Annotated in this window: 26 protein-coding genes; 11 read left to right on the forward strand and 15 right to left on the reverse strand. The window is 63.7% G+C overall.

Annotated features, from left to right (window positions below; genetic code table 11):
* Positions 1–176 precede the first annotated feature (176 nt).
* Entirely contained in the window at positions 177–536 is a 360-nt protein-coding gene (locus ADIAG_RS18400; RefSeq protein ID WP_161623979.1) for a metallopeptidase family protein, read from the forward strand.
* Positions 537–1,410: 874 nt separating this feature from the next.
* On the forward strand, positions 1,411–3,066 hold the full coding sequence (locus ADIAG_RS21710) for a C40 family peptidase (protein ID WP_007272941.1): 1,656 nt from the start codon (positions 1,411–1,413) through the stop codon (positions 3,064–3,066).
* A 90-nt stretch (positions 3,067–3,156) separates the two neighbouring features.
* Here the strand turns inward: ADIAG_RS21710 and ADIAG_RS18410 are convergent, their stop codons facing one another.
* Entirely contained in the window at positions 3,157–4,128 is a 972-nt protein-coding gene (locus ADIAG_RS18410) for a universal stress protein (protein ID WP_007272942.1), read from the reverse strand.
* Positions 4,129–4,298: 170 nt separating this feature from the next.
* Here ADIAG_RS18410 and ADIAG_RS18415 point away from each other — a divergent pair, with 170 nt between their 5' ends.
* Positions 4,299–5,771, forward strand: a complete 1,473-nt coding sequence (locus ADIAG_RS18415) for an NCS2 family permease (RefSeq protein ID WP_007272943.1) — start codon at positions 4,299–4,301, stop codon at positions 5,769–5,771.
* Positions 5,772–5,882: 111 nt separating this feature from the next.
* Here the strand turns inward: ADIAG_RS18415 and ADIAG_RS18420 are convergent, their stop codons facing one another.
* From ADIAG_RS18420 to ADIAG_RS18440, 5 genes are all read right to left on the reverse strand, one after another.
* Entirely contained in the window at positions 5,883–7,016 is a 1,134-nt protein-coding gene (locus ADIAG_RS18420) for a methyltransferase (protein ID WP_007272944.1), read from the reverse strand.
* Between the two features lie 101 nt (positions 7,017–7,117).
* Positions 7,118–8,047: a spermidine synthase gene (locus ADIAG_RS18425; protein WP_007272945.1), complete on the reverse strand. Its 930-nt coding sequence runs from the start codon at positions 8,045–8,047 to the stop codon at positions 7,118–7,120.
* A complete protein-coding gene (locus ADIAG_RS18430) occupies positions 7,989–8,510 on the reverse strand; it encodes a GNAT family N-acetyltransferase (protein WP_007272946.1) in 522 nt (173 codons plus the stop codon). The genes ADIAG_RS18425 and ADIAG_RS18430 overlap by 59 nt, the downstream gene beginning before the upstream one ends.
* 89 nt (positions 8,511–8,599) lie before the next feature.
* The gene (locus tag ADIAG_RS18435; protein WP_007272947.1) at positions 8,600–9,289 is read right to left on the reverse strand and encodes an O-methyltransferase; all 690 of its coding nucleotides are present in this window, start codon (positions 9,287–9,289) and stop codon (positions 8,600–8,602) included.
* 5 nt (positions 9,290–9,294) lie between these two features.
* A complete protein-coding gene (locus ADIAG_RS18440; protein WP_043475929.1) occupies positions 9,295–9,600 on the reverse strand; it encodes a thiamine-binding protein in 306 nt (101 codons plus the stop codon).
* A gap of 149 nt (positions 9,601–9,749) precedes the next feature.
* On the opposite strand from ADIAG_RS18440, the gene ADIAG_RS18445 reads away from it, so the two are divergent.
* Positions 9,750–10,187, forward strand: a complete 438-nt coding sequence (locus tag ADIAG_RS18445; RefSeq protein WP_007272949.1) for a hypothetical protein — start codon at positions 9,750–9,752, stop codon at positions 10,185–10,187.
* Here ADIAG_RS18445 and ADIAG_RS18450 read toward each other — a convergent pair.
* From ADIAG_RS18450 to ADIAG_RS18465, 4 genes are all read right to left on the reverse strand, one after another.
* Positions 10,184–10,498: an AzlD domain-containing protein gene (locus ADIAG_RS18450; RefSeq protein ID WP_007272950.1), complete on the reverse strand. Its 315-nt coding sequence runs from the start codon at positions 10,496–10,498 to the stop codon at positions 10,184–10,186. The genes ADIAG_RS18445 and ADIAG_RS18450 overlap by 4 nt on opposite strands.
* The gene (locus tag ADIAG_RS18455) at positions 10,495–11,205 is read right to left on the reverse strand and encodes an AzlC family ABC transporter permease (protein ID WP_007272951.1); all 711 of its coding nucleotides are present in this window, start codon (positions 11,203–11,205) and stop codon (positions 10,495–10,497) included. Before ADIAG_RS18455 ends, ADIAG_RS18450 begins: the two co-directional genes overlap by 4 nt.
* Positions 11,206–11,307: 102 nt before the next feature.
* Positions 11,308–11,982 carry an alanyl-tRNA editing protein gene (locus ADIAG_RS18460; RefSeq protein WP_007272952.1) on the reverse strand — a complete coding sequence of 225 codons (675 nt, stop codon included), beginning with the start codon at positions 11,980–11,982 and terminating at the stop codon, positions 11,308–11,310.
* Positions 11,983–12,037: 55 nt separating this feature from the next.
* Positions 12,038–12,898: a glycerophosphodiester phosphodiesterase gene (locus tag ADIAG_RS18465; RefSeq protein ID WP_007272953.1), complete on the reverse strand. Its 861-nt coding sequence runs from the start codon at positions 12,896–12,898 to the stop codon at positions 12,038–12,040.
* Between the two features lie 115 nt (positions 12,899–13,013).
* On the opposite strand from ADIAG_RS18465, the gene ADIAG_RS18470 reads away from it, so the two are divergent.
* A complete protein-coding gene (locus tag ADIAG_RS18470) occupies positions 13,014–14,285 on the forward strand; it encodes a DUF445 domain-containing protein (protein WP_007272954.1) in 1,272 nt (423 codons plus the stop codon).
* Here the strand turns inward: ADIAG_RS18470 and ADIAG_RS18475 are convergent.
* Positions 14,282–15,103 carry a hypothetical protein gene (locus tag ADIAG_RS18475; RefSeq protein WP_007272955.1) on the reverse strand — a complete coding sequence of 274 codons (822 nt, stop codon included), beginning with the start codon at positions 15,101–15,103 and terminating at the stop codon, positions 14,282–14,284. The genes ADIAG_RS18470 and ADIAG_RS18475 overlap by 4 nt on opposite strands.
* Before the next feature lie 194 nt (positions 15,104–15,297).
* Here ADIAG_RS18475 and ADIAG_RS18480 point away from each other — a divergent pair, with 194 nt between their 5' ends.
* Complete coding sequence (locus tag ADIAG_RS18480) at positions 15,298–15,675, forward strand: SHOCT domain-containing protein (protein WP_007272956.1); 378 nt, start codon at positions 15,298–15,300, stop codon at positions 15,673–15,675.
* Between the two features lie 49 nt (positions 15,676–15,724).
* On the opposite strand, the gene ADIAG_RS18485 is transcribed toward ADIAG_RS18480, so the two are convergent.
* Together ADIAG_RS18485 and ADIAG_RS18490 are read right to left on the reverse strand one after the other, a co-directional pair.
* Entirely contained in the window at positions 15,725–16,183 is a 459-nt protein-coding gene (locus ADIAG_RS18485; RefSeq protein ID WP_043475934.1) for a DUF2871 domain-containing protein, read from the reverse strand.
* A 158-nt stretch (positions 16,184–16,341) separates the two neighbouring features.
* Positions 16,342–16,980, reverse strand: a complete 639-nt coding sequence (locus tag ADIAG_RS18490; RefSeq protein WP_007272958.1) for an alpha/beta hydrolase — start codon at positions 16,978–16,980, stop codon at positions 16,342–16,344.
* Positions 16,981–17,102: 122 nt separating this feature from the next.
* On the opposite strand from ADIAG_RS18490, the gene ADIAG_RS18495 reads away from it, so the two are divergent.
* The 5 genes from ADIAG_RS18495 (at position 17,103) to ADIAG_RS18515 (ending at position 22,939) form a co-directional block, all read left to right on the forward strand.
* Complete coding sequence (locus ADIAG_RS18495) at positions 17,103–18,332, forward strand: alanine racemase (RefSeq protein ID WP_007272959.1); 1,230 nt, start codon at positions 17,103–17,105, stop codon at positions 18,330–18,332.
* Positions 18,329–19,693, forward strand: coding sequence for a D-arabinono-1,4-lactone oxidase (locus tag ADIAG_RS18500; RefSeq protein WP_007272960.1), 1,365 nt, complete (start codon positions 18,329–18,331; stop codon positions 19,691–19,693). Before ADIAG_RS18495 ends, ADIAG_RS18500 begins: the two co-directional genes overlap by 4 nt.
* Positions 19,694–19,715: 22 nt before the next feature.
* Complete coding sequence (locus ADIAG_RS18505) at positions 19,716–20,291, forward strand: Lrp/AsnC family transcriptional regulator (protein ID WP_007272961.1); 576 nt, start codon at positions 19,716–19,718, stop codon at positions 20,289–20,291.
* Positions 20,292–20,433: 142 nt separating this feature from the next.
* Positions 20,434–21,513 (forward strand): histidinol-phosphate transaminase, encoded by a 1,080-nt coding sequence (hisC, locus tag ADIAG_RS18510; RefSeq protein ID WP_007272962.1) that lies wholly within the window; start codon positions 20,434–20,436, stop codon positions 21,511–21,513.
* Complete coding sequence (locus tag ADIAG_RS18515; protein ID WP_051060004.1) at positions 21,506–22,939, forward strand: amino acid permease; 1,434 nt, start codon at positions 21,506–21,508, stop codon at positions 22,937–22,939. Before hisC ends, ADIAG_RS18515 begins: the two co-directional genes overlap by 8 nt.
* A 106-nt stretch (positions 22,940–23,045) precedes the next feature.
* Here ADIAG_RS18515 and ADIAG_RS18520 read toward each other — a convergent pair whose 3' ends face one another.
* Both ADIAG_RS18520 and ADIAG_RS18525 read right to left on the reverse strand, forming a co-directional pair.
* Positions 23,046–24,299: an endonuclease/exonuclease/phosphatase family protein gene (locus tag ADIAG_RS18520; RefSeq protein WP_152426217.1), complete on the reverse strand. Its 1,254-nt coding sequence runs from the start codon at positions 24,297–24,299 to the stop codon at positions 23,046–23,048.
* A gap of 108 nt (positions 24,300–24,407) precedes the next feature.
* Positions 24,408–26,069 (reverse strand): thiamine pyrophosphate-binding protein, encoded by a 1,662-nt coding sequence (locus tag ADIAG_RS18525; RefSeq protein WP_007272965.1) that lies wholly within the window; start codon positions 26,067–26,069, stop codon positions 24,408–24,410.
* Between the last annotated feature and the right edge of the window lie 525 nt (positions 26,070–26,594).

Raw genomic sequence — 26,594 nt, forward strand, 5'->3', positions numbered from 1 at the left:
TAACTCCGCAGCAGTGGACTCAAACAACTATAGAGGTAAATTTCCAGTCACGCAAAACGAGACGCCCTAAATCGCGAAAAGAGACCTACTTCACACCCAATCCCCTCCGTCACCTGACCAAACGTCCCCGCGGCCAACTGCGGGCGGCCGGTAGAGTGCACTGCATGGGATTCCAAATGACCGACGACGAATTTGAGGTTGTGGCCGAGCGGGCCCTGGACGAAATTCCGCAGGCACTGCTGGCCATGATGGAAAATGTTGCGATCTTCATCGAGGACGCCTACCGACCGCAGCCCGGCGAGGATCCGCGAACCAAGCTTTTGGGCCTCTATGAAGGCACCGCGCTGACCGATAGGGATTCGGGATGGGGCGCCGGGGCCATGCCGGATCGCATCACGATCTTCAAGGACGCAATCCTGGAAATCTGTACCTCGGAGAAGCAGGTCGTGGAGGAAGTCGGCATCACGATCGTCCACGAGATTGCCCATCACTTCGGCATCGATGACGAGCGATTGCATGATCTCGGCTGGGGGTAAGGGCCCAACAGAGTCATGTCGGTCTTCGCGTCCCAAGGGCAGCCACCGCTACGCGACGGTCACGGAATTTCCTCTCTAGTGTCGGACTGTCACATTTAGGCCCGAAAGCGCACCCGAAACTCTTCCGCATCGTTATGACTTCTTGATTTCAATCATCCCTTCACTTACTGGGGCACCCTTCACGAATGGGGCCAAGGAAGCGAGGCCCGGGATCTCCTGGGCGCCCAGTACGTTGAATATCGGTTTCACGAAACGGGGCCGACCGAATCACGCCGCGCGCTAGTTCGATATACACATGGCCGGATCTACTGCCCGGACGTTCTGGCCACATGAACCGAAAAGCGCGGGGTTACAAGGGATTTGCTCCGTAACTACTGGGGCCGCCTACTGACACGCTCCCTACCTGCAGCGTTTCCGAGCGTAGTCCTGAGCTCCTGGTCGGGGGACGGCCGGCACTCCTTCCGTCGCCGGCGACCCACGAGCGCCCCTTCTCTCCTCGAGAGACGTCATTACTGGGCCGTTATATAAGTTCCCAAGAAAAAGCGTGCCAGAGCACACATTGGACACACACCGACAGGTTGTTTCGACGCCCCGCTTTCCGACATTTATCGAAGACACCCCTACGCTGACCTGTAGTGATATGACGCGGGCACAAGTACGTTCTTTTGGTTTCAAATCCCGAATCACGAGCAAATTACGGAATAGTTACACCGTTGTAATTGAAGTTTTTTATGTGACGGCTGTTGCCAGTGTGAATAGGTATCCCATAGGGTGCTATAGGAAGCAGCGATCAGGCCGATCCGTTCAGGCCGCATTTCTCGCATCGGTTAAGCGAGGAATGCACACCGATCGCCGCGGTAAGGATCAACACGGCATGGCAATCAGGGAAACTTTGGGCGTTGCAGCCTGCTCAATTGCATTGGCAGCCGCTTGCCTCACGGGAGCACTCCCCGCACAGGCAGCTCCCCTCCCGGCATCGGGCGCCATTGGCGTTGCGGCACAGCCCAACAGCTCGGGTAACGTGCTGCCCTCCCAAGTGCAGCTGGAAGCAGCCAAGTCTGATCCCGAGGCGCTCAATGCTCTCGTTGACAGCCTTGAGTCCCAGATCGAAGCAGGCCGTCAAGGCATCATCACCGCCGAAGCCGCGGCATTGGACGCCCAAGACAACTTGTTGGCCGCCGACGAACTGCTTGCCGAACGCACTGAAGCCGCAGATGAAGCACGCACCGAAGCAGACAAGGCCACCGAGTTCTTGCTCTCCAGCAAGAAGGACGTTGGCGCGCTCGCTTCGGATCTGTACCGCAACGGGGGTATCAACCCCGGCGTGGTGACCCTGCTAGAGGACACCAAGGACAACGACGTCCTTTACAAGGCCTCAACCATGGACGCGTTGAGCGCCAACCGCACCATGACAGTGAGCAACGCTGAGGACGCCTCCGCGCTATGGACTGCTTGGCAGGATTACGCTGCAGCGGCCGCAACCGCCGCCGACGAAGCCACTGCCGCACAGCGCACCGCGGCCGAAGAAGCCACTCAGAGTCTCACTAGCTACCAGGAATCGGTAGCACCACAGGAAGAACTCCGTTCACAGCTCATCGGCCAGCTCGCTTACCTGAACGAGGTGGACGCTGCCGAGGAAGCTGAGCGCATTGCCGCCAAGGAAGCTGAAATCGAGGCTGCGAACCTTCAGGAACTGATCGATAACGCTGCCGAGGCCAAACCGCTCGAAATCGAGGTCAGTGAGGCCCCGAAGATCCAGCCGCTGGCAGCTCCACCGAAGGTTCCGGAGGAGCAGCCACAGAGCCAGAGCCTTGTTCCGAAGGCCTCCACACCCAAGCCACCTCAGATAACGGTCGAGAGCCCTTCCAAGGAACCAGAGTCGGCGCCGAAGCCAAAGCCCGCCCCGGAGAAGCCTAAGGTCACTCCCAAGCCGGAAGCCCCCAGGGAATCCGCAAAGCCCGAGGTCACTCCCAAGCCGGAAGCACCGAAGGAAACGGCCAAGCCGAAACCGAAGGAAACGGTCAAGCCGAAACCGAAGGAAACGGTCAAGCCCAAGGCGACCCCGAAGCCGAAGCCGGTGGCTCCCAAGCCCCCGAAGCAAACGCCCAAGCCGAAGCCTAAACCGGCTCCTGAATCAGTGAAGCCGCAGTCTTCGCGAAGCTACAACGCGGCCATTTCTTGGGCCCATCAGATCGCCAATGACAACTCTAAGGGCTACATCTACGGCGCGAATGGTCCCAGCAACTACGACTGCTCGTCCTTTACCCAGGCGGCCTATTCCAAATCGGGCATCAGCCTGCCACGGACCTCTTCTGCGCAATACGCTGCGGCACCGACCAAGGTCCCGCTGAGCCAGCTGCGTCGCGGGGACTTGGTGTTCTCCTCGTCCAACGGCGGAAGATCGTTCTACCACGTAGCCATCTACTTGGGCGGCGGGCAGGTACTGCACGCACGTAACCCCTCGAGCGGGATCTCCGTGACCCCCTTGAGCTGGGTCAATAACCTGCACTCCTCCGCGGGACGCTACTAGGCAGCACGGGACGTTCCCACGAACAAAGCAGTGAGGGCCGCAGACAACTTTCGTTGTCTGCGGCCCTCACTCATTTGCTAAGACGCTGGTTTACAGGCCGTTGGCCTGGTCTTCGAATTCCTGGCGGGATGCCAAGCGCGGGTCATCGCCGTCGGGGACCACCATCACCGGCCCCTTGGAGTGGTGCAGGACGCCTTGGCTGGTCGAACCCAGCAACATCCCCGCAAAGCCACCGCGGCCCCGTGAGCCGGTGACCAGCAGCTTGGCGGTTTGGGATTCGCGGATCAAGATCTCCACCGGAGCCCCGTCAATCACGTCGGTTTCGATGGTGAGGTTCGAGAACAGGCTCTGCAACCAGGCCTTGCCGATGCCCATCTGGTGGCGAACATCGGCGGTGACGGCTTCCTGGTCGACAGTAGCCGGCATCCAGGCCAGAGCCCCACTGATCGGGGTCAGGGCACAGACTACGCGCAGGGTCAGGCCGCGGGTGGCGGCCAGCTCCGCTGCCACCAACACCGCGAGGCGGGCCCGGTCGGACCCATCCACGCCGACCACGACACGGTCGGCGACCTTTGCATCGTCTTCGTCCCGCTTGGCGACGCAGAGCGGCACCACGACCGTAGGGCACTTGGCGTGTGCTGGAAGTGCGCTGGAAACCGATCCAAGCAACCTCCCCACAAAGCCGCCGCGGCCCCGGGTTCCCACCACGATGAGCTCGGCTTGGCGGCTGAGGTCCAGCAGGACCCCGGCCGGATCCCCGGATTCTATGTAGGTACGAACCATGATGTCTGTGTCGGTCAGCGTGGCGCGGGCCTGGCGCACGACCTCCTCCGCACCATTGCGGATCAATTGGTCATCCAGGGTGGCGTATCCCGCGTCCATGGACGAGGCGGCGAAAACCGGGATCGTGTAGGCCGTCACAATGTTCAGGACGCTGCCGCGCCGTTTGGCTTCCTGCGCTGCCCATTTCAGGGCGCAGAGGCCCTGATCCGAACCATCCACACCGACAACGATTCCTTCGATGACTTCGGTGTCGTCTTGGGGCCTGTTGTTTTCGCTCATCGTCTTCACTCCTACGTCTTACGGTCTGAGTCCTCCCGGGCTTCCCCCGTTCGAGGTCCCGTGTTCCCATTGTTCACCACAGTGTGACGTGGGTCTATCTATGCTCGAGCGTGGCGCATTTCTCCCCCGGTTTTTCGCCTCGTGGCGTAAAGACGAACTATAATTCCCCCATGCCCTCACCGGAAAACTCCCTGCTCGAAAAATCCAAAATTTCGCGTCTGGACCGATACTTCAAGGTCACCGAACGCGGATCCAACTACGCCCGAGAAATTCGTGGCGGCTTTGCCACGTTCTTTGCCATGAGCTACATCGTGGTCCTTAACCCCTTGATCCTTGCTGGTGCGGATTCCACCGGCGCGGAACTTGGAGCGACCCGCGTCGCGGCCGTGACGGCGCTGGTCGCCGGCATCATGACCATTTTGATGGGCGCCTGGGCCAGGCACCCCTTTGCGATGGCCGCCGGCCTTGGCGTCAATGCCTTCATCGCCGTAACCGTGGCAGCCAACCCGGGTCTGACTTGGCCCGATGTTATGGGTCTGGTGATTATTTCCGGTGTGACCATGCTGGTGCTGGTCCTCACCGGGTTCCGAACAGCGGTGTTTAATGCCGTGCCCTCCAGCCTCAAGACCGCAATCGTGGTCGGAATCGGCATGTTCATTGCACTGATCGGGCTGGTCAATGCCGGCTTCGTCCGCCGCATCCCCGATGCCGCCGGAACCACTGTCCCGGTAGGGCTGGGTTTTGAAGGAACGCTGAACGGCTGGCCCATCCTGGTGTTCATTGTGGGACTGTTGCTGACCGTCGCCCTGGTGGTGCGCAAGACCAAGGGCGCCATCCTCATCGGCATCGTAGTCTCCGCGGTGCTCGCCAACATCCTCGAGGCCGTCTTCGACATCGGCCCGTCCTTCGATGCCGCGACAGGTACCCCGAATCCGCAGGGCTGGTCGCTGGTGGCCCCCTCGATGCCGGACTGGGCACTGCCCGACCTCTCACTGATCGGCCAGGCCAACGTGTTTGGCGCGTTCCAGAACATGGGTGTCACCGCTGCCCTGCTGCTGGCCTTTGTCATTCTGCTCTCGATCTTCTTCGACGCCATGGGCACCATGGTGGGCCTGGCCAACGAGGCCGGCTCCGTCGATAAGGACGGGAACATCCCCGATGTGGACAAGGTGCTCTTGGTTGATGCCTTGGGTGCCGTGGTCGGCGGCGGCGCTTCGGCGTCCTCCAGCCAGATCTACGTGGAGTCCGGGGCGGGTATCGGCGAGGGTGCACGCACCGGGCTGGCCTCCATCGTCACCGGCGTATTGTTCCTAGCGGCAATGTTCCTGACCCCGTTGATCCACCTGGTGCCGTTCGAGGCCGTCGCCCCGGCCCTGGTGGTCGTCGGGTTCATGATGATCTCCCACGTCTCCAAGATCGACTGGAACGACTGGGGCGTGGCCATCCCCGCGTTCCTGACCTTCGTGTTGATGCCGTTCACCTACTCGATCGCCAACGGCATCGGTGCCGGCTTCGTGACCTTCGTGTTCATCCGCGCCATCCAGGGCCGCGCCCGCGAGGTACACCCGCTGATGTGGGTGGTTGCAGGGGCCTTCGTGCTGTTCTTCGGCATCGGCGTGATCGAGTCGATCGCGGGCATCTAGCCCCTGAGATCCCCGAGATTTTTCAGCAGCGAGGGAGCGGGACGGACGGAGAATTGTTCCGCCCGGCCTACTCCCTTTTTGCGTTCCCTCAAGAGCTCTCTTCGGTGGAAGCTACCGTGATGCCAGCTTCCACAGCGATGTCACTTCGCCGGAGCGCTCGGCGTGGAAAGGATCGGTGGCATCCGCGGCCCGGCCGTGTGACGGGGTCGTGTCATCGCGCCCCAGCACCACCAGCCCTGCTTCTTCGATCCAGCCCAACAGTTCCTCACGGCTGCGCAGTCCCAGGCGTTCGGCCAGGTCGGAGATGATGAGCCAGCCCTGGCCGCCGGCACTCAGGTGCTCGGGCAGCCCGGTCAGGAAGGCGCGCAGCATAGCGGACTTCGGGTCGTAAACCGCGTAGTCGAGCAGTGTCGAGGGGGTCCCCGGGAGCCACGGCGGGTTGCACACCACCACGTCCGCCCTCCCTTCAGGGAACATGTCCTGCAGCACCGCGCTGGCGCTTTGTTCCAGCCCCAGATCGGTGAATGTCGCGTTCGCGCAGGCCACGGCCCGGTCCTGGGAGTCGGTGCCGATGACCTCGCTAACCCCGCGCCGGGCCAGAATTGCGGCAAGCACCCCGGTGCCGGTGCCGATGTCGAAGGCCCGTCGGGCCGCGGGCAGTTCCGCCCGGGCGACTAGTTCTAGATATTCTCCGCGCACCGGTGCAAAGGTGCCATAGTGCGGATGGATCGTGGCATCCAGTGCTGCGACGTGCAAACCGTTGGCACGCCATTGCTGGGCACCGATGGCCCCGAGCAGTTCCTGCAGGGACACCACCGTGGGTACCGAAATCTCGCCGAAGGCGTTGGTCCAGGCCTCGGTGATGTCTGGGGCGCGGCGCAGCGAGACCACCGGGCCCGGATCGATTGGGACCAGCAGCATCGAGAGTATCTTTGCGCGCTGTGTGCGCCCCTGGCGGTACTTGTAGAAACGTTCGGCAGTGGTGGGGACCGCCGCGGTGCGCTTGGGCTTGGAACCGGCAGGGATCCTGCGGGCGATCGCTCCCAGCAGCTGGCGGGCATTGTGGTAATCGCCGGTATACAGCATCCCGGTGCCGGCCACGGCCAGACGGTAGGCCTCGTCCGCGGTCATGGCGTCGTCGATGACCACCACGCGCTTGGGCGGGGTCGCGGCATGGGCCGAGGAGAAGCGGGCGCTCTCGTCGAGTCCCTGCCGGGTGAAGGAAATCGTTGCCGGGGTATTCATCGCGGTGCTTGCGCTCCTGCTCGGTGGGGTGGGGTGGTGCACTGAAGTCTGCTGTTTGCCGAGGATCCGTTGTGGACCCCCAGCTTATAGGCGTGCGATTCTCAGACTGCGGCGGAGTGGCGCGCAAAGGCGCGCACCCTGGCATCGTCCCAGTGCTGGGCCGGCACCCCGCCGCCGAGCAGCTCACGGATGAATCCTGCCCCGGCCGGGATCGGGGCATCGGATCCGGCAATGATGACGTTGCCGTGGCGCCGGCCCTTGAGCATGGTCGGGTCAGCGACGATGGCCACGTACTTGAAGACCGCCGAGATGGTGGCCGCCTCCCGCCTAGCGTTCTCCAGTGCGGGGGTATCCCCGCAATTGACGATGTACAGTCCCCCGGCATCCAGCACCCGGGCAGCCTGCGCGGTGAAGGCCAAGGTGGTCAGATCCCGCGGGGTCTGGTCCCCGGCGAACACGTCGCGGATGAGTAGGTCGCGGGTCGCGTCGGTGAGCGTGCTCAGCACTTCCCCAGCTTCTCCCACGCGGATGCGCAGCAGCGGGGCGCGCGGCAGGTCGAACCAGGCACGCACCAGTGCCGCGAGCTTGCCGTCGAGCTCCACCACAACCTGGCGGGCGTTGGGATAGGTCACCGAGGCCCAGCGGGCCATCGAGCAGGCTCCGCCGCCCAGATGCAGGATGCGGAGCTTGTGCTCCGCTGCCTGGATGTCGGCCGGGGCGAAGCGCGCACGGATCAACGCCGCGATCCAACGCATGTACTCAAAGTCCAGATGCCCGGGGTCGGCCAGGTCCACGTGCGAGGACGGCACGTCGTTGATGCGCAGCAGCCAGCCGGTGGGCGAATACGGGTCGCGTTCCAGCTCGGCGGCGCCGGTGTCGATGGGGTAGATGCCTTCCAGCGGCCCGTCCTGCGGATCCGCAGAGACCACGGAATCTAGCGGGGCATTGCTCTTGGTGCGTTTGTTCCTGCCCTTAGCCACGGTTGGCCCCGCGGCGGAGCATGCGGATTTCTTTGAGTCCGGCCCAGTCATCGGCCAACGCTTCGATGCGGCCATCGGCGACAAATCCGTGCTTGGCGTAGAACCTGCGGGCACGCGGGTTATGTTCCAGGACCCACAGCAGCGCGTCGCGGTTCCCCAGCACGGTGTCCATCAGCCTCTTGCCCAGACCGGTGCCGTGGTGCTCCGCCAAGACATAGAGGATCTGCAGCTCAATGCCGATCCCGGTGTCGGCGTCGTCATCAGCACTCGGGCCGCCGCCGGCGACACCGACAATTCTTGAGTCGACATCGGTGGCGATCCAGAGCTCCGCGCCCTGCGCCAGACCGCGAGCCCACCAGTCGCTCTGCTGTTCAAGCGCCGCGTGGGCGTTGTCGAAGAAGGAGCCCGGACGCTGGTCCGCGTAGGTCTCTTCCCAGGCGGCCAGCTTCATCTCGAGGGCTGCGGGAATGTCTTCGGGCGTGGCCAGGCGGAGGGTGTAAAGATTGGTATTCACAGCCGCAAGCCTATGCGCATTCCGCGGCCGCGCGCGAACGCATCAGCGCATCGGCCCCGGGCTGCCGACCGGCCCCCGGGGAGAAGGTGTCAGCGGATCAGCGCCAGTGCCAACCCGTCCCACCCCTTGGACCCGACGGTCTGCAGTGCCGTGGCATCAAGCCGCGGGTTGCTGCCGAGCACGTCGATTCCTTGCCTGACACCGTTGATCATCCGTCCGGCTTCCGAGAGCGGGTCCCCGGCCTGCAGCACCGCGCCTTCGCGGACCACGTTATCCACCACGATCACGGTGCCCGGACGGCCAAGGGCGATGGCCAGCTCAATGTAGTGGCCGTTGTTTTCCTTGTCCGCGTCGATGAAGATCATGTCGAAAGGCTCCCGCCCTTCGGCCAGCAGCGCATCGAGGGTATCCAACGCGGGGCCGATGCGGATATCCACCCGTTCCGCGACTCCACAAGCGGCAAGGTTGTCGGAGGCAACCCGTGCATGCAGAGGCTCGAATTCGCAGGTGGTCACTTGTCCGTCGGGTCCGACCCCGCGTGCCAGCCAGGTCGTGGAGTATCCGCCGAGGGTGCCGATTTCCAAGACTCGCCTGGCCCCGGCAATCTGTGCCAGCAACATCAGGAACTTGCCTTGCGTCTCGCTGACCTCAATGCTCGGCAGCCCGGCTTCGTGGGCACGGGCCCTGGCAGCCTCCATCTCAGGCTCCGGCGCGAGCAGCCTCTCGGTCAGGTACGCATCAACGTCGGTCGGATTGGCGGGTTCCGCTGGGGTGCTCATGGTCGCTACTTCCGCGTCTCGATCGCTTGTTCCAGACGCTCGAGCTTCCCGGTCAGTTCCCCGGTGTAGCCCGGCCGGATATCGGCCTTGAGGACCAGAGAAACTCGGGACCCGTAAGCGGATACCGCCTCGGTTGCCCGCTTGACGACATCCATGACCTCGTCCCATTCGCCTTCCAACTCGGTGAACATGGAAGAGGTCGAGTGGGGCAGACCCGATTCCCTGACGATCTGCACGGCGGCGGCGACTGCGTCGTGCACCGATCCGTCGGAATTCTCTGTGCTGGGGGCAACTGAAAAAGCTACAATCATGCTCCCACTGTGCCACCGCGGTCCCGACATGTCACTTGCCGTGGCGCGGAATACGTCATGCTGGGCGCCATTGACGCATTTCCCTTGCCAACACCCACGAGCTCTGCAAGGCTCAAACAAAGCAGGGGAATACTTGGGAGACGGTAATTGTGGGGCGACTCATGCAGGGCGGTGCGGCCCTGGGCTTGTTATTTGTGCTGGGCGGATGCTCCGCGATTTCCGCGGACCCGCCAACCGCCGATGCATCCTCGGTCAGCCTGGAGAATCTCATGGATCGGGTCCCCGGCGGGGCCCAGATCCTCATGGGCATGGGATCCGTCGAACAGGCCGGGGTCAGTGCCATTGCGAGGTTGGAAGCCCACCCGGGCACGGCGCTGACGATGGTGGCCGTGTGCGGTGGCCCGGGAACGCTGCACCTCGAACTAGAACATGACGACGGATTGGTCGTTCCATGCGATAGCAAGGTTATCTCCACCGACATCGTGTCCGGCCCCGGTGCGCGCTCCGACACCGTGACCATTACCTTGGAGCCCGGTAATTCCTATTCAACGCTGGTGTACACCGCCGAATCCGAGCCGGAGGATTAACCCCAGCCCAGGAACCGCACCAAGGCCGCAGCCACGGCGCCAACGATGACCACCACGAGGAAAGGTGCGCGCAGCAGCAAAGCAATCGCTGCGGCCACCAAGGCCGCAAATCTGGCATCGAAGGAGACCTCGCTCCCACTGGCCACCGTGTTGACAATGGTCAATGACGCCAGCAATCCAATGGTCAGCGCCCCCGCGGCACGAGTCATCTTCTCGTTTTCAAGGATCCGTTCCGGAACCAGATAGCCCAGCAGTTTGATTCCGTACGCCGCCGCGCAGCCGGCCAGAACCCACCACCACAGTGCACTCATGAGTGGTCCTCCCGTGATGTGTGCGGCTCGATGTCGGGCTCAAGCCCTTCGGTCGCCGGCCCCTTGCCAAAGTATCCCCACACTCCGGCGATCAGTGCTGCCACCAGGATCGGGACACCCGGCGGAACCATGGGGATCGCCAATACCGTCGCCAGCGCACAAACACTGGCGATGGCGATCGACTCGCCGCCCTTCAACCGCGGCCACAACAACCCCAGGAACGCTGCCACCGCTGCACCGTCGAGGCCCCACGCCTTGGGGTCCCCCAGGGCGTCGCCAAGCAGCGCCCCCACCACGGTAAAGATATTCCATAAGACGTATACACCGATTCCGGCGACCCAGAAACCGCGCTTCTGCTCTTCAGGGTCCTGCTGTCCGGCAGCGGTGGCAGTGGATTCATCGATGGTCACCTGTGCGGCAACCAGCTTTTTCCACCCGCGCGGCTTGAGCATGGCCTTGACTTGCATGCCATAGACGGCATTTCTCACTCCGAGCAGCGTGGCCGCGCCGAAGGCCGCCCCGGGCGTTCCGCCACCGGAGAGCACTCCAATGAAGGCGAATTGCGATCCGCCAGTGAACATGAGCAGGCTCAGGGCCATGACCTGCCAGAGACTGAGTCCGGCGGCGACGCCCAGCGCGCCATAGGAAATGGCATACAGTCCCGTCGCAACGGCAATGGAGAGACCAATCTTGGTTGCTGGGGTCATTTGGGCTGGCACAGAACCAAGCTTAGCTATCGTTTTGAGCACCGAGGGGCTTCGTGTCGCTGCGCGGCGCTGGAGCGGTGCTGGAGCGGTGCTGAGCCGGGTTTAGTTGTGGGTTGCCTCGTAACGGACCTTCAGCGATCCGCGCTTGACCTTGGCTTCAAGGACCCGTGCATCACGCAAAGCTCCCAGATCGCCAACGTGGGTGCCGCCGCAGGGTTCGGCGTTGACCCCGGCAATTCTCACCGTGCGGATCCCCTGCGTATCAATGCTGCTGGTGACCTCCACCCGGGTATCGATCAACGCTTCCACCTGCGCTTGAATCTCCTGGACGACGGTCATCCGCGAGGCCGGGGTGCCCAAGTCGTCAGCAACCGATGCGGGGTCGAAGTCCAACCGCGCCTGACCCGGGAAATGGCTGTGCCTGCTGTGTTGCCAGCCGCGCTTCTCGCCGAGGAAGCCGACCAGGTGACCGGCGGTGTGCAGGGCGGCATGAAGGCGGCGTTTCTGCGGGTCAATCGCCGTGCGCACCGTGGACCCTACTTCGTGTTCCGCGGCGCCGGTCAGGATGACCAGCCCATTGTCGTGGCGGGCTACCGCGACCTCGGTACCGTCAACGGTTCCGGTGTCTTCCATCTGCCCGCCGCCCCGAGGATGGAAGATGTTCGGGCTGACCGCGATCCACGGTTCGTCGTCCGCATCCAGGCCGGATGCTATGACGGTAGCTTCGGCTTCGAAGAGGTAAGTATCGGCGAAGTATGCGTTTGTTTGTTGCTCCATCGAAGCGATTCTACGCCCCGCGCACCCCGGTAAGAGGGCACTGTCTCCAGATCTTTCAGGCGATGCCGAGGTGCTCTTTGATGAGGGCCGGGACGTTACTGGTCAGCTGGGCCACTCCGCGTTCCACGAGGTAGGTGGCGTCGCGAGGGTCATCGACGGTCCAGACCCGGAACGTTGCACCGCGGGCGAGCCATTGATCGGTCAGGCGTGGATGTTTGCGCATATAGGCCACGCCGGGTCCGGCAAGCTGCGGCTCTCCGGAGCTGAGCAGCTCTGCCCCCTCCGTCATGGCCTGGGCCAGCACCGCAGCGACACCCGCCTTGTCGGTCTCCCCCGCCTCGCACAATTCTTCGATCCATTGCTCATCGACTTCGGTGACCAATTGACAGATATGTTCCGCGGAGACTCGATCCATCATGAAACGCACCGACCCCGGGTCGAAGCTCATGAATGAAACCTGGATGTCGCCCAGCATCGACGTACCGGAATTCCAGCCCAAGGACTCGAGCTCCGTGAACATTGCTTCTTCCAGCTGCCTGCCGAACGGACTGGGATGTTTGATCTCCACGGCCAGGCCCACGCCGGGACCTGCGTCCTTCATCAGTTCTATGAGTTCACCCAGCGTCAGGAACTGGTCATGGAGCTGGCCGTAGGCTGCGGGGATCTCCGGGTTCCGCCAGGAAGAAAAATCAAGGGATTTCAGCTCTTCCAGAGTTTTCTCTCCGATCCGGCCACTGGAATTTGAGGTCCTATCGACCGTCGGGTCGTGGTGGCACACCACAAATCCGTCGGCACTGAGGTGGATGTCGCATTCGATGCCGTCCGCGCCGTCAGCCAACGCTTGCATATAGGCTGCACGGGTGTTTTCCGCATAGGCCTTCGATGAACCGCGGTGGGCAAAGACAAGGGTTCTCATGCCTTTCACGCTACCGCCGGGATCGGCACCCGTGCCGCTTGCCGCGCCCGTGGTTTGGTGAACTATCGTTGGATCCTGTTCAACCCGCATGCCGAGGCCAAGGGAGCCATTGCCCATGACATCAACAGGATTAGGTCTCGCCGCCGTCAATGATGCAGCGAAGGCCGTCGCCCTGCGCAGGATGAAACGCCTGGCCACGTCCCTGCTGGTGCTCTTTGCCGCGATCTTTGCCGTGGCTTTCGCCCTGCAACACAGCTACCCGTGGTTGGAGTATGTGAGGGCCGCGGCCGAGGGTGGCATGGTCGGGGCCCTGGCCGATTGGTTCGCCGTCACGGCCTTGTTCAAGCACCCCATGGGGCTGAAGATCCCGCACACGGCGATCATCCCGCGCAAGAAGGACCAGATCGGCGAAAGCCTGGGCCAGTTCGTCCAAGAAAACTTCCTGTCCGGGGACGTCGTGGACACCAAACTGCGCGAACTCGATGTCTCCCGTGGCGTCGGCACGTGGCTGGCCAAGGAAGCATCCGCTACTCGTGTGGTCCAAGAAGTGTCGACGGTTGCCCGGGCGGTGTTGGAGGTCTTGGACGACCGGGACATCTTGGCCCTGTTGGAATCCTTGGCGAAAAAACACATGTTGGCTCCAGAATGGTCATCGACGTTGGGTCGGATCATGCACCGCGTGGTGATCGATGGGCATCACAAACCCGCAGTGGATCTGTTGGCCGAACGTGCAGGTCAGTGGGTGGACGCCAACCGGCAGATGATCGTGTCCCTGGTCGCTGAACGCTCGCCCTCGTGGGTTCCCGCGGTGGTCGACACGCTGCTGGGCGAAAAGCTGCATCGCGAAATGCAGAAGTTTGTTCGGGCGGTGCGGGAAAACCCGCACCATTCAATGCGGCTGAGCATCGATGTGTGGCTGGAAAAGTTCGCCACCGACATGCAATCGGACGAGGAAATGATTGCCAAGGTCGAGGCCTTGAAGCATTCGTTGCTTGGCGATGCACAGTTGCGGGACCTGGCCGCGACCAGCTGGTCCTCGATCAAGGCCGCCCTCATCGATGCTATGGAAAACCCGGAATCGGAACTGCGCAAGTCGATGATTGCTGCGATCATCGAGCTCGGTGGACGGCTTCGCGACGACGTTCAACTCGCATCGAAGGTCAACGGGTGGGTATCAACTGCGGTTCGCTACGTCGTGGAAAACTATCGTGGCCAGATCACCTCGTTGATCACCGACACCGTGGCGCGCTGGGACGGCAAGGAAACCAGCGAGAAGATCGAGTTGCAGGTCGGCCGGGACCTGCAGTTCATTCGCATTAATGGAACGGTCGTGGGGTCGCTGGCTGGACTGGTGATTTTCACGGTGGCCAACGCCCTGCTGCGTTAGTGCTCCGCGCCGGATTCTAGGACTGTCCCACGCCGGAGCCGTTCGGCTTCGATACCGGCTTCGACCTCCGCCATGGCTTCTTTGCGCTCTCCCTCGCTGACCAGCTGCCCGGGGATGGTGGTGGGCAGGGTTCCAAAGGCCAGTGAAGCTGCCTCGATGACCTTCTTACCCAGGAAACGGTTGCCGAATCCCCCGACTGCCGCACCGATGCCGAAGGGCACCATCCGCCCGAGCATCGAGGCGCCTTGGGTGGCGAACATCTTTTTCAGGAACGTCCGTTGCATGGTGCCTTGCAGCGTCGCCCACAGGCTGGAGGGCTTGTTGCTCCCGAACATTGCTGCCCAGCCCTTGACAGGTCCTGTACCGCGACCTGCGGCCTGGTGTGTCAGCGCGGAAATCATCGAGCTTCCCTCGTCACCCAGCAGGATCGCCATGACTAGGATCCGGGCCTTGTCCGGGTCCTCGGTGGTGATTCCGTGGAGTTCCGCCAGCGACTGGGCGTAGAGGGCACTGGCTTCCAGAAAGCCAACAGTTGCCGCCGCCGAGAACCCCAGGGCAGCCACGGTGCCGACGCCGGGAATGGCAGCCGTGGCACCGACTGCAGCACCGGATCCGGTAATCGTGAGCAGGTAGTCGCGCTCGACCATCTTGGCCAGTTCCGCTGCGGTGCGCTCCGGCTGCTTGCGGCGCATGCGCCGCAAATAAGCCAAGACCAGGGGCCGCTGCACACTGACTGCCTTCATCAGGGCGCTCTGCACCCCCGGCTTGGGTTTGCCGTCCGGACCAATGACACTGGAAGTAATCGGGTTCTTTTTCATCCTGTTCCCACTCTATGGGCACCGACCCCGTCGTTGTAAACATATTTTCGCTGGGCATAAGCACACAATGATCTTGCGGGATCGACGATTCGTTTCCACGGCTATCAAACCCTTTCAAAGCACAGGTTTCCGGCTATCCTAAAACTACTGGCAGAAACCACCAAGATCGTCCGTTCTCAAGAAGTGGGCTCATCATGAATTTCGCAGAAACGCTTTGGTCGTTGATCGTCATTTTTCTGTATTTGTCATACCTCGTGGTGATGTTCCAGATCGTCGCCGATCTTTTCCGAGATTCCGAACTCGGCGGCGGACTGAAGGCCCTGTGGATCTTGCTGCTCATCGTTGTTCCCGTGTTGAGCGCACTCGTGTATCTGGTGCTGCGAGGCCGCGGAATGGCATTGCGCCAGGAGGCACGTGCCCAGGAAGCCGTGACCAGCACCGAGGACTACCTTCGTTCCGTGGCCGGAGCGCCCGGGCCTGCGCGTCAGATATCCGAGGCCAAGGAGCTGCTGGATTCCGGAACGATTACCGAGGCCGAATTTTCTATGCTTAAGGCCAAGGCCCTGGCATAACGCCGATGCCCCTCAAAACTGGGGGCATCGGCGTTATCGCCTGCCTCGTTTAGCGGTCGGCGAGCGCGGGTGCCGAGGTTCCGGCGGCGTCAACCTTTTTCAGTGCGGCACGCAGTGCCACGAAAAGCACGATCACTGCGGCGGTCAGGGAGATATGTCCCATTCCGGCGATTCCGGCGAAGGCCGCGGAGCTCGCATCGTTGCCCAACACCACTAGGGTGCCCTTGACGAGCATCATTCCTCCGGTTACAGCGACGCCGAGAGTCCAGAGCCAGTAAAACCAGCTGAAGGTGCGCGGTGCAGCGGACGAGATGGCAAAGAGTTTCTCGAGTGCCAACACGATGAGCAGGAACACGAATCCGAGCACCAGCAGGTGGGTGTGGACCAGCGGCAGTTGGGAAGCGGACCGATCAATGAAGTCGTTGGCTTTCGTCAGCTCGCGGTAGTAAAGGCCCGAGAGTACCCCGGTAACTCCAAAGGCAAAGGCGGTGTACATCAAGCGCATCATGGCGTTGTGGTTCCTTTCGGCGGTGCCCGAGCGAGTGATGGTTATCTTGGCAGGGCCCTCGGGCACTGGACCTTGCCTCGTCCTACCAACAACATTGCCCGGTTCCGCTCCCCGGCGAATCAACCATCCGGTTGATTAGGCGCGGATACCCACGGAAATCACCTGGCGGGTGTTGGCGGCAGGTAGTGCTTGAGGAAGCTGCGTACATCGCGGTGCTCATCCGCACCAAACCCGTGCCCCATGCTTGGGTAGGTACGCACCGTCAATGCGGTGTTTTCCGCAAGCCATTGCTCCGTGTGCGAGATAGCGTCCGAGTTGATCACCACGTCCTGCGGGTCCCGACCCCAGAAAAACGGGACCGCCGCCCCAGGGGCGGGGGCCACGTCCGTGAGATTCAACAGCTCGTTGGAGAGCACAAAGCCACTAAGCCCCACGACGCTCCGGTAGGTCCCGGGGCGCAACCGGTGCAAGGTAGTAGCCATGGCCATCCCCTGGGAATGGCCCAACACGCTGATCGAGCGATAGCCCCGGGCATGGCGGTCCTGCCAATCGAGGACCTGCTGGGCGGCGGCAACCACCTGGGCGAAGTCGTTGGTCAAGAAGTAGTCGAGCAGGAACCAGCCGCGATCCCCTCCCACCTCCATGGGCCCGCGCAACGCGACCCCCGTGGCGTGTTCCGGAAGCTCCTCGAACCAGCCGGTCATCCGTTCGGGGTTAGAGCCGTAACCGTGCAGCATCATGACCAGGTCGGTGCCGCGGCGCTGGCCCTCGGGCCGGGAGTAGATTCCCTCATCCATCCATCTACCGTAATGGGTCGCACTGGCTAACACGGAGCTTTGCGTGAGCGGTGTTGTAGATTGATGCCAACCGGGAGTGGCGCACCTCACTCCGCCCGTTGTTGCCGTGCCCCAGGAGCCCCGTGCCGACCACAGATAATGCCCCACCCACCAGCCCTCGCGATGCCGGAGAACGTTTCGCCGCCTATGAGCGCGCACTGGAACAGGCGGGAATGGACTCCCGGCCCGTGGGCATCCTCGATCTGGATGACTTTGATGCCAACGCCGCGGACCTCCGGAGGCGAGCCGAGCCCAAACCGATCAGGGTGGCGTCCAAGTCGCTGCGTATACGCTCGGCGGTGCAACGCGCCTTGCAGCTGCCCGGGTTTGCCGGGGTGCTGGCCTTCAGTCTGCCGGAGGCCATCTGGCTTGCCGAGTCAGGGATCCAGGACGTGGTCATGGGTTACCCGTGCACCGACCCCGTGGCGTTGCGGGCGCTGGCCGGCCATGAGCAGGCCCGCGAGCAGGTCACCTTGATGGTTGATGACACCGCCCAGCTTGATGCCCTGGCGGCCGCGGCCCCCGGTCATCCGCCGCTGCAGATTGCCGTGGAGCTGGACGCAGCCTACCGACCCATGTGCGGGGTGGGCATCGGGGCGGCGCGCTCCCCGCTGCGCACCGCGGCGCAGATTGCTGCCCTCGGGGCGGCAATTGTGCACCGACCCAACCTCTCGCTGGTCGGCATGATGGCTTACGAGGGTCAGATCGCCGGTGTGCCGAACGCGGGTCCGGGCCTGCGCGGGGCAGTGGTCCGGGCCATGCAGCGGGCCTCTGCGGCGGACATCGCCGAGCGCCGGGCCCTTGCCGTTGAGGCGTTGGGCACCATGGCAGAGCTGCGCTTCGTCAACGGCGGAGGCACCGGATCGCTGGAATCCACCGCGGCAGAGCCGGCCGTGACGGAGGTGGCCGCGGGCTCGGGCCTCATCGGCCCCGGACTCTTTGACGGATACCGAAAATTTATGCCGCGTCCCGCCCTGCATTTTGGTCTGCAAGTAGTGCGCCGGCCCGATCCGCGGACCGTCACGGTGCACGGTGGCGGCTGGATCGCCTCGGGACCGGCCGGAACGGATCGGCTACCGATCGTCGCCTGGCCACAGGGACTGAAGTACCGCGGCTCCGAAGGCCCCGGCGAGGTCCAGACACCACTTCTCGGAGCCGCCGCGGCGTCGATGCGACTGGGCGATACGGTCTACTTCCGCCATGCCAAGGCCGGAGAACCGGCCGAACACCTCAATGCGGTTGCCGTGTATTCCCGGGGAAGCATTGTGGGGCAGTGGGCCACCTACCGCGGGGAAGGCAAGGCGTTCCTGTGACCCGGGGGCGCTTTCCGGGGCTGGATGGCACTGGGGTGTGGCGCAACTGGGCGGCCAGTGCTATTTCGCGGCCCGGGGCCACCGCAGCCCCGCGCAGCGAGGATGAGATCACCGCACGGCTGGTTGCCGCCAACGAGGCGGGAACGGGGTTGAAGGTCGTTGGTGGAGGGCATTCCTTCACGCCCCTGGCGGCCACCGATGGCATGCTGCTGAACCTGGACGGGTACACCGGGATCATCCACGTCGAGACGGCCAGCCGCAGGGTGCGCTTCCGGGCCGGCACCCGGCTGCGCGATGTCGCGGCACTCTTGCAGCCCTATGGGTTGGCGCTGGCCAATATGGGGGACATTGACCATCAGTCCTTGGCCGGAGCCATCAGTACCTCCACGCACGGGACCGGGCTGGGCTTGACGGGATTCTCCGGCATGGTCACCGCGCTGCGACTGGTGCTGCCCGACGGCACGGCCCGGGAGTGCTCCGCCGACTCGAACCCGGACTTGTTCCAGGCCGCACGGGTAGGTCTCGGCGCCCTGGGCGTGCTCACCGAGGTCACCATCCAATGCGTCCCGCGCTTCAAGCTGCGCGCCCTCGAGGCCCCCGAGTCTTTAGCCGGCATGCTCGAATCCTTTGTGGAACGTTGCGCTAGCACCGACCACCTCGAGTTCTACTGGTTCCCGCACACCGAAGTGGCCCTGGCCAAGACCAATGTGCGGCTTGACGACTCCTCGCCTGCCCATCCGCTGCCGCTGCATGCTCGAATCATCGACGACGAGCTGCTGGGCAACGGGGCCTTCGGGCTGACGTGCCGCCTCGGATCCAGTTTCCCCGCGATGGTTCCGGGACTGAACCGTTTTGCCGCCGGGACGCTGGCCGCCAGGAGCTACACCGACCAGTCAGAACGAGTATTCACCGCCCCGCGCCGGGTCCGTTTCCGCGAGATGGAATACGCCATTCCCTTAGAAACACTGCCCGAGGCTTTCGCCGAGGTGCGCAAGTCGGTGGAGGCTTACCCACAGAAGATCTCTTTCCCTCTCGAGGTCCGCGCGGCAGCCGCCGATAACACCTGGCTGGGCACTGCGTCAGGCCGGGACACCGCATACATTGCCGTGCACCGTTACGCCCGAGAACCGGCAGGACCATTTTTGGCGGGCGTCGAGCAGGTTTTCAAGGGATTTGCCGGGCGCCCGCACTGGGGAAAGCTGCACACCCGGGACGCATCGTTCTTCGTTTCCGCCTACCCTCATTTCGCCGATTTTCTGGCCCAGCGCGCGGCCGCTGACCCACAGGGAACCATGCTCAACGAGCATCTGAGCCATATTTTGGGCGTCGGCCGAACGGAGCTCGATTCGCGCACAAGGTGAGCCGCGTCGCATACTGGGGCGCATGAGAATCGATTCGTTGGACGTGTCGCTGATCGAGCTTTTCACCGACTTTCCGGGCATCGGGGTCATGGAATGCTCCAAGCGACTGGGCGTGGCCCGTGGAACCGTGCAGAACCGGCTGAACCGGCTGCACGAATCCGGGGTGATCACCCGCATCGCCCCGCACATTGACGCCACGGCCATGGGCTACCCGGTCACGGCGTTCTGCTCACTGCAGATCCAACAGAACCTCGGCCAGGACGGCATGGCCGAGAAGCTGGCTCAGATTCCCGAAGTCCTCGAGCTGCATACGGTCTCGGGCTCCAGCGACTTCCTGGTGAAGATCGTGGCCACTTCCACCGCCGACCTACAACGGGTGCTCGATGCGATTTCCTCCACCGAGGGAATGGGCCGCTCGTCGTCCTCGATCGTGCTTGCCACGCATTTCGAGAACCGCATCATTCCGCTGGCTCGCGAGGCGGCACTGCTGAACCCCGAGACCCCGCCGGAGCACGTCGCGGCGTCCCGAAGCGCCGCCGCCCGCAATGGCGGTAGGCTGATTCCGGCTCGAAAAAATACTGGACACAATGTTCAGTGATTCACCTCACGCGCTGAACTTTCTGTACATCCTGCGTGGTGTTTCACGCCGCGGTTGACCCGTATGCGACGACTTTCATAGCTTATGTGAGTCGCATCACTCAAAGGCGTGCGAGCAGCTATTTTCACGGAGGCACCCCACCATGAGCATTGTCCAGCGCAGTTCCCTGCAAGCGATCCCCGCTTACAAGCAGGGCGCAACACCGGGAACCGATGAGAAGGCGTTCAAGCTTTCCTCCAACGAAAACCCCTTCCCGCCGCTGGCCTCGGTCACCGCCGGAATTGCCGCCGAGCTGGGCACCATCAACCAATACCCCAACGCCGCGGCCCCCGAACTGGTGGGCGTACTGGCCGAACGCTTGGGCGTAGAGCCGGAGACCATCGCCTTGGGCGCAGGCTCGGTGGAGGTCGCAGGGCAGCTGATCCACGCCACCACCAACCCGGGCGACGAAGTGCTCTTCGCTTGGCGCTCCTTCGAGGCCTACCCGATCCTCACCCACGTGGCCGGGGCAACCCCGGTTATGGTCCCGCTGGACTCCGCCGGCGCCCACGACCTAGAGGCCATGGCCGAGGCCATCACCGAGCGCACCTCGCTGGTCTTCATCTGCAATCCCAATAACCCCACGGGCACCATCGTTGACACCGCCGCGGTGGACGCATTCATGGCCAGGGTCCCGGCCCACGTACTGGTGGTCATCGACGAGGCGTACCTGCACTTCAATACCTCCGCTGACACCGCCATCGGCATGGACTTCTTCCGCCGCTACCCCAACATCGCGGTGCTGCACACCTTCTCCAAGGCCTACGGTCTGGCCGGGATGCGCATCGGCTACGCCGTCGCTCCAGCCGCGGTCGCCGCCAACCTGCGCAAGACCGCCGTCCCCTTCGGTGTCAGCGCGCTGGCCCAGCGTGCCGCACTGCTCTCCCTGGAACACGAGGCCGAGCTCCAGACGCGCATCGATGAGTTGGTGGCAGCCCGCGAAGCCCTGCTGGGCACGCTGCGCGCCAACGGCATCGCAACCACCGAGTCCCAGGCCAACTTCATCTGGCTTTCAACCGGAGAGGACACCATGCGGGTCGATGCCGCCCTGCGTGAGGCCGGCATCTGGGCGCGCCCTTTCCCCGGGGACGGGATCCGCGTCTCCATCGGCTCCGCCGAGGCCAACGCGATTATTGCCGCGACGCTCACCTCCGTCTTGGCGGAAGCACCCGCGCATGTCTAAGGCTGCAATGTCACCCACCTCAACCAGCATGAACACCCGCCAGATCACCATGATGGGCATCGGTGGCGCCATCGGTGCCGGATTGTTCATCGGATCCGGTCAAGCGGTGTCGGTGGCGGGGCCCGCAGTCATCGTGGCCTTCGCTCTGGCCGGATTCCTGGTCATCTTGATCATGAACATGCTCGGCGAAATGGCCGCAGCCAACCCCTCCTCGGGTTCCTTTTCCGTCTATGCCGCCAAGGCCATGGGGCCCAATGCCGGGGCGATCATCGGCTGGCTTTACTGGATCCAGGGCGTCATCGTCATTGCCGCGGAGGCCACGGGCGCCGCGGCCATCATTGGCGGCTGGCTGCCCGGGGTTTCCCAAGGCACTTGGTCGCTGCTCTTCGTGGTGCTGCTGACCGCGGTGAACCTGGCCAACGTGGCACGCTTCGGCCAGTTCGAATACTGGTTCTCCTTCCTGAAGGTCGCCGCGATCGTGGCCTTCCTGGGCATCGGCGTGGCCATCATCTTCGGGCTGGTGCCGGGCGTGGAGGCCACCGGCCTGTCCAACCTCGTCGCCCACGACGGCTTCCTGCCCAACGGCGTGGTGGGCTTGTGCGCCGGGCTGCTGATGGTCATCTTCGCCTTCGGCGGCATTGAGATCGTGGCAATTGCTGCAGCCGAGAGCGATGACCCGCGCACCTCCATCCGCAAGGCCGTGCGCGGGGTGCTGGTCCGCGTGCTGGTCTTTTACGTGGGCTCCGCCCTGGTGATGGTCTCGGTACTGCCTTGGTATTCGCCGGAGCTGGCCGCCTCCCCGTTCGTCGCGGTACTTACTTTCGCACACATCCCGTGGATCGATTCGATCATGGCCCTGGTGGTGGTCATCGCGCTGCTTTCGGCCATGAACGCCAACATCTACGCAGCGTCGCGCATGTTGCTTTCGCTCTCCGAGCGCAAGATCGCCCCGCGGGTGATCCAGGTGCGCAACCGCAACAACACCCCGTACATCGCGGTGGCGGCCTCGGTGATCCTGTGCTCGGTGGCCGTGGTGATGAACTATGTGGCCCCGGATCTGGTCATGCCGATGCTGCTCAACGCCGTGGGTTCCACGCTGCTGGTCACCTGGGGATTCATTGCCCTCTCGCAGCTGATCCTGCGCGTACGTGCCGACCGGGACCCCTCGATCCATTTGCCGGTGCGTATGCCACTCTTCCCGTACCTCTCGATCCTGGCGCTGGTGATGCTGGCGGGCATCGTGGTACTGGCACTCTTCGACCCCGCCAGCCGCACCCAGTTGATCGCCACCTCGTGCCTCACCGTGGCCATCGGAGTACTCAACGCCTTGGCCCAGCGCCGTGCCCGGCGCCTGGCAGGATCCGACCCCGAAGATACCAATAGCGCGTCGGCCGACGCATCACGAACCTCGGACCGAGTGTCCTAAAAGCGTCGACCCGGCACAGACCAACGGCCGCAAGCCCCCTTAGGGGGTTTGCGGCCGTTGGACTCTCTAGCGGTGGGCTTTGTGCCGTGAGTACGGAGAGACCGACTCAGGGCTTGAGATCGACCCAGACCAGGCGGTGATCACTGCTGGCAGGGGGCCAGCCAGAGACCAGTTCGGCACCGTCCTGTCCGGCTTCGGGCCAATACACCCCGGCGTTGCGCACCGGCAGGGTCACTGAGGGCAGCACATAATCCACGCGCAGCACCCCGGAGCTTCCGCGGCCAAAGTCTGCGGTGCCCAACCCGTTGTTGTTGATTCCGGCGACCCCGCGTCGGGGGTGGTTGGCACCTTGTTGCGCGGCGGGCAGCGGATCTTGAAGCAGCGGGTTCTCACGCAGCGCGGTAATCGCCTCCGGGCTGGAATCCCCGGCGTCCGCGTCGGCGTTCAGGTCCCCGAGGACCACGAAGTCGCTTCCGGCTTCCAGCGCCCCGGTCTTTCCCTCGTCGTCGTAGATGTAGTCCCCTGCGCCGTCGGCGCCGAGGTAGTCGTTGATCATGCGGATCTCGTCGTGGTTGCGTGCCCGGTTGCGTTTTTCCGGGCCGTCGAAGACCGGCGGGGTCGGGTGCGCGGCGATCACGTGGATGGTTTTGCCGCCGACCGTGACCGGCACGTCCCACAGGGATTTACTGGGCAGACGCAATACTCCGCGGACCAGTTTGTCGTAGTGCTCGGTGGGCAGCTGCGAGTCGGGCATGTCTTTCCACAAGAAATTCTGGAAGGTCCGTACGTTTGCGGTGTCGATGGGGTGCTTGGAGTACAGCACCATCCCGTATTGGCCTTCGAAGTCGCCATAACCCAGTGCGTCGGCGGGTCCGCCGACGATGCCGTCCCCGTCCAGGTCGGCACCGCTGGGGATCCCGGTGTTGGACGGTGCCACATACATGTAGGGGTAGTCGACCGGGCTCTGGCCGCCCTGGGAGCGGGCCAGATAGTTGTCCCTGAAGCTTTCCGCGGCGGCGGCGTCCGCGTCGTAGTCGAATTCGTTGAGTAGCAGTACGTCGGGGGCATTGCGCTGCACGATCTCGGCCACTGCCTGCGCCTGCGCATCGAGCGGCGAGGCGAGGTCTGCGGCCAGCTGACCGGCCTGCGGGCGGTTGAGCGAGGCGTTGAAGGTCGCCACGCGTAGGCTCGGGCCCACGGAATCGACCCCTTGGGCGTATGGCATGGGGGCTGCACGATTCGGCTGCACGGTGCTGTGCCTCGCTTCGATCACGGGATGGGCCAGGGCAGGGACGGCGCCAGCCAGCGCCAACGCGGCGACTGTTGCAGCGGCCGCGGCCGTACGGATCAATTTGCGCACCACTCCACCCTAGGTGGCGAACCTACTTTACGGTAGGTCATTATTTTATCCACTCAGAGGTTTTTCTTCTGGCGAACTCTGCGCCTCTCGGCGGTGGCACCCCGGAACCTAGCCGCGTACCGCCGCTGCCTTGCGGTTGGCCTCCAGCACCTCTGACATATAAGGGGCACGCACCTCCGGGGAGATGCGGCAGTCCACCAGAAATACCCCGTTCGATCCCTGCGAGACCCAGTCCCGCAGCCCGCCCAGGTCCTCCAACGTGCGGACCTTGGCGGCCTGGGCGCCTAGCCCGCGTGCCACCGCGGCGAAGTCGACGTCGGGTATCAGCATGGGTCCCTCGTGCAGCCCGATGGAGCCGTACTGGTGGATCTCTGCTCCATAGGCAGCATCGTTGTAGATCACGATGATTCCGCTACGCACCGAGCGGATGACCGATTCAAGATCCGCCAGGCCCATGAGGAACCCGCCGTCGCCGCTGGCCAGCACGATCGTCGATTCCGGGGCCGCGGCCCCCGCCCCCACGGCGGAGGCCAGTCCCAGGCCGATGCTTTGATAGGCGGTGCCCACCAGGTTCAGCGCGTGTGGGCCCGGGACTCCCCAGTACATGGGGCCCCAGCCGATGAAGTGTCCGCCGTCCTGCACCACCACACGGTTCTTCGGGATGATCGTGTCCAAGGTACGTGCCACGGCGCGCGGGTCGAGTAATCCGTCCGGTGCGGCATCCTCCCCCGGCTCCTGGTCCCCGGTCTTTTCCAGTCGATCCTGGACCTGCTGGACCCAACGCGAGCCGTCCCGTCGGGGCGTCACTAGCGGCAGCAGGGCCTCGGCCGCTTCCCCGGCATCCGCTCGGATGAACGCATCCACCCGAGGGTTGGTCGCGGCCTGTGCCACATCGACCTGGATTACGTGGGCGCCGTCGTTGAACAGGTCCCCGAAGCGGGTGGTGAATTGGTTCAGGCTGGCTCCGAGCACCAACACCGCATCCGCTTCTTGGATCAGGGCTGCGGTTTCCGGGGAGGAGAATCCTCCGGTGATCCCCAGGTCCCCGTGACGGTCGGCCAGCAGGTTCGGTGCCAGCACGGTGCTCGAGCTCAGGGCCCCCAGGGTGTCGGCGAGCGCGGTGATGGCCGGTGCGGCATCGGCCAGGCGCGCCCCGCGGCCATAGAGCAGCAGCGGTCGCTTGGCACCGCTCAGGGCCGTGGCAGCCTGCTTCAGGAGTTCGGGTGCGGCGGACGGGTAGCCGGGATCCAGCGTGAAGTCCGCCAGGCTCAACTCCGCTTCCGCGGCGGCTTCGTCGGCGACAAGGTCGTAGGGAATAGCCAGTACCACCGCAGTGCGCTCACGCAGCGCGTGGGCTACGGCCTCGAAGGCAATGGCCATCGGTCGCTGGGCATCGACGACGAAGGTCGTGGCGCCCACGGCCCGGTTGATCGCGGTTTGGTCAATGTCCCAGGGGCGGGGCCCGGTCGAGGGCTGGTCTCCGGTGAGCAGCACCATCGGGATTCGGGCCTTGGCGGCCTCGGCCAGCGGGGTGATCGCGTTGCTGAACCCCGCCCCATAGGTGGTGGTGGCGATGGCCAGCTTCCCGGTGATCCGGAAGTAGGCGTCGGCGGCCGTGACCGCCGCCGATTCGTGGCGGACGGCGGTGAAGCGGAAATCGCTGCGCACAGCGGCGTCCAGGAAGTGGGCATTGCCGTTCCCCATGACCCCGAAGATTTCCGAGGTGCAGGTTAAAAGGGCGCGGGAAACAGCGGTAGAAACTGTAGGCATGGTGTGTGACTTTCGAATGCAGCAAAAAGAAATATGGCCATATTCGTCTTCGGGCAACGAGCCCGGATTTCGCCCATTTTTAGAGCGACGGCCGGAACGTCACAAAACGTTCCGCCTGACCTGACAACAATATCTGCGCCACTGTGTCCTGCGCAACATTACGTCGCCGCTGCGGCAGCGCACTTGCGAAGCTTCCAACGGTACCGGCAATTCCGACCCCTCGGCAAGGAGCGGGATGCCACGCACCCAGGTGTTGGTGAATCACGGCAAAGATCGTCATAAAACACGATCGACATGGACGCGAACTCTTCCAGAACCGCGCCCTGCAGGCTCAAGAACAGTCGATAGGCCGATCAGCAAGATGCCCGGGAGTCCGTAGTTGACCCAGAATTTCTCCGAACTCGGTGTCAATGGAGCCGCCGAACGCTTACACAAACAGCAGCATCGAGCCCAAGCCCGGCGGCCAATCCGCGCGGCCATGGCCTGCCATCGGCCGACAGCGGCGCTTGCGGTTCCGCCAGCCGA

Origin of the sequence: Paeniglutamicibacter gangotriensis Lz1y, from assembly GCF_000348945.1 — a bacterium.
GTDB classification, from domain to species: Bacteria; Actinomycetota; Actinomycetes; order Actinomycetales; family Micrococcaceae; genus Paeniglutamicibacter; species Paeniglutamicibacter gangotriensis.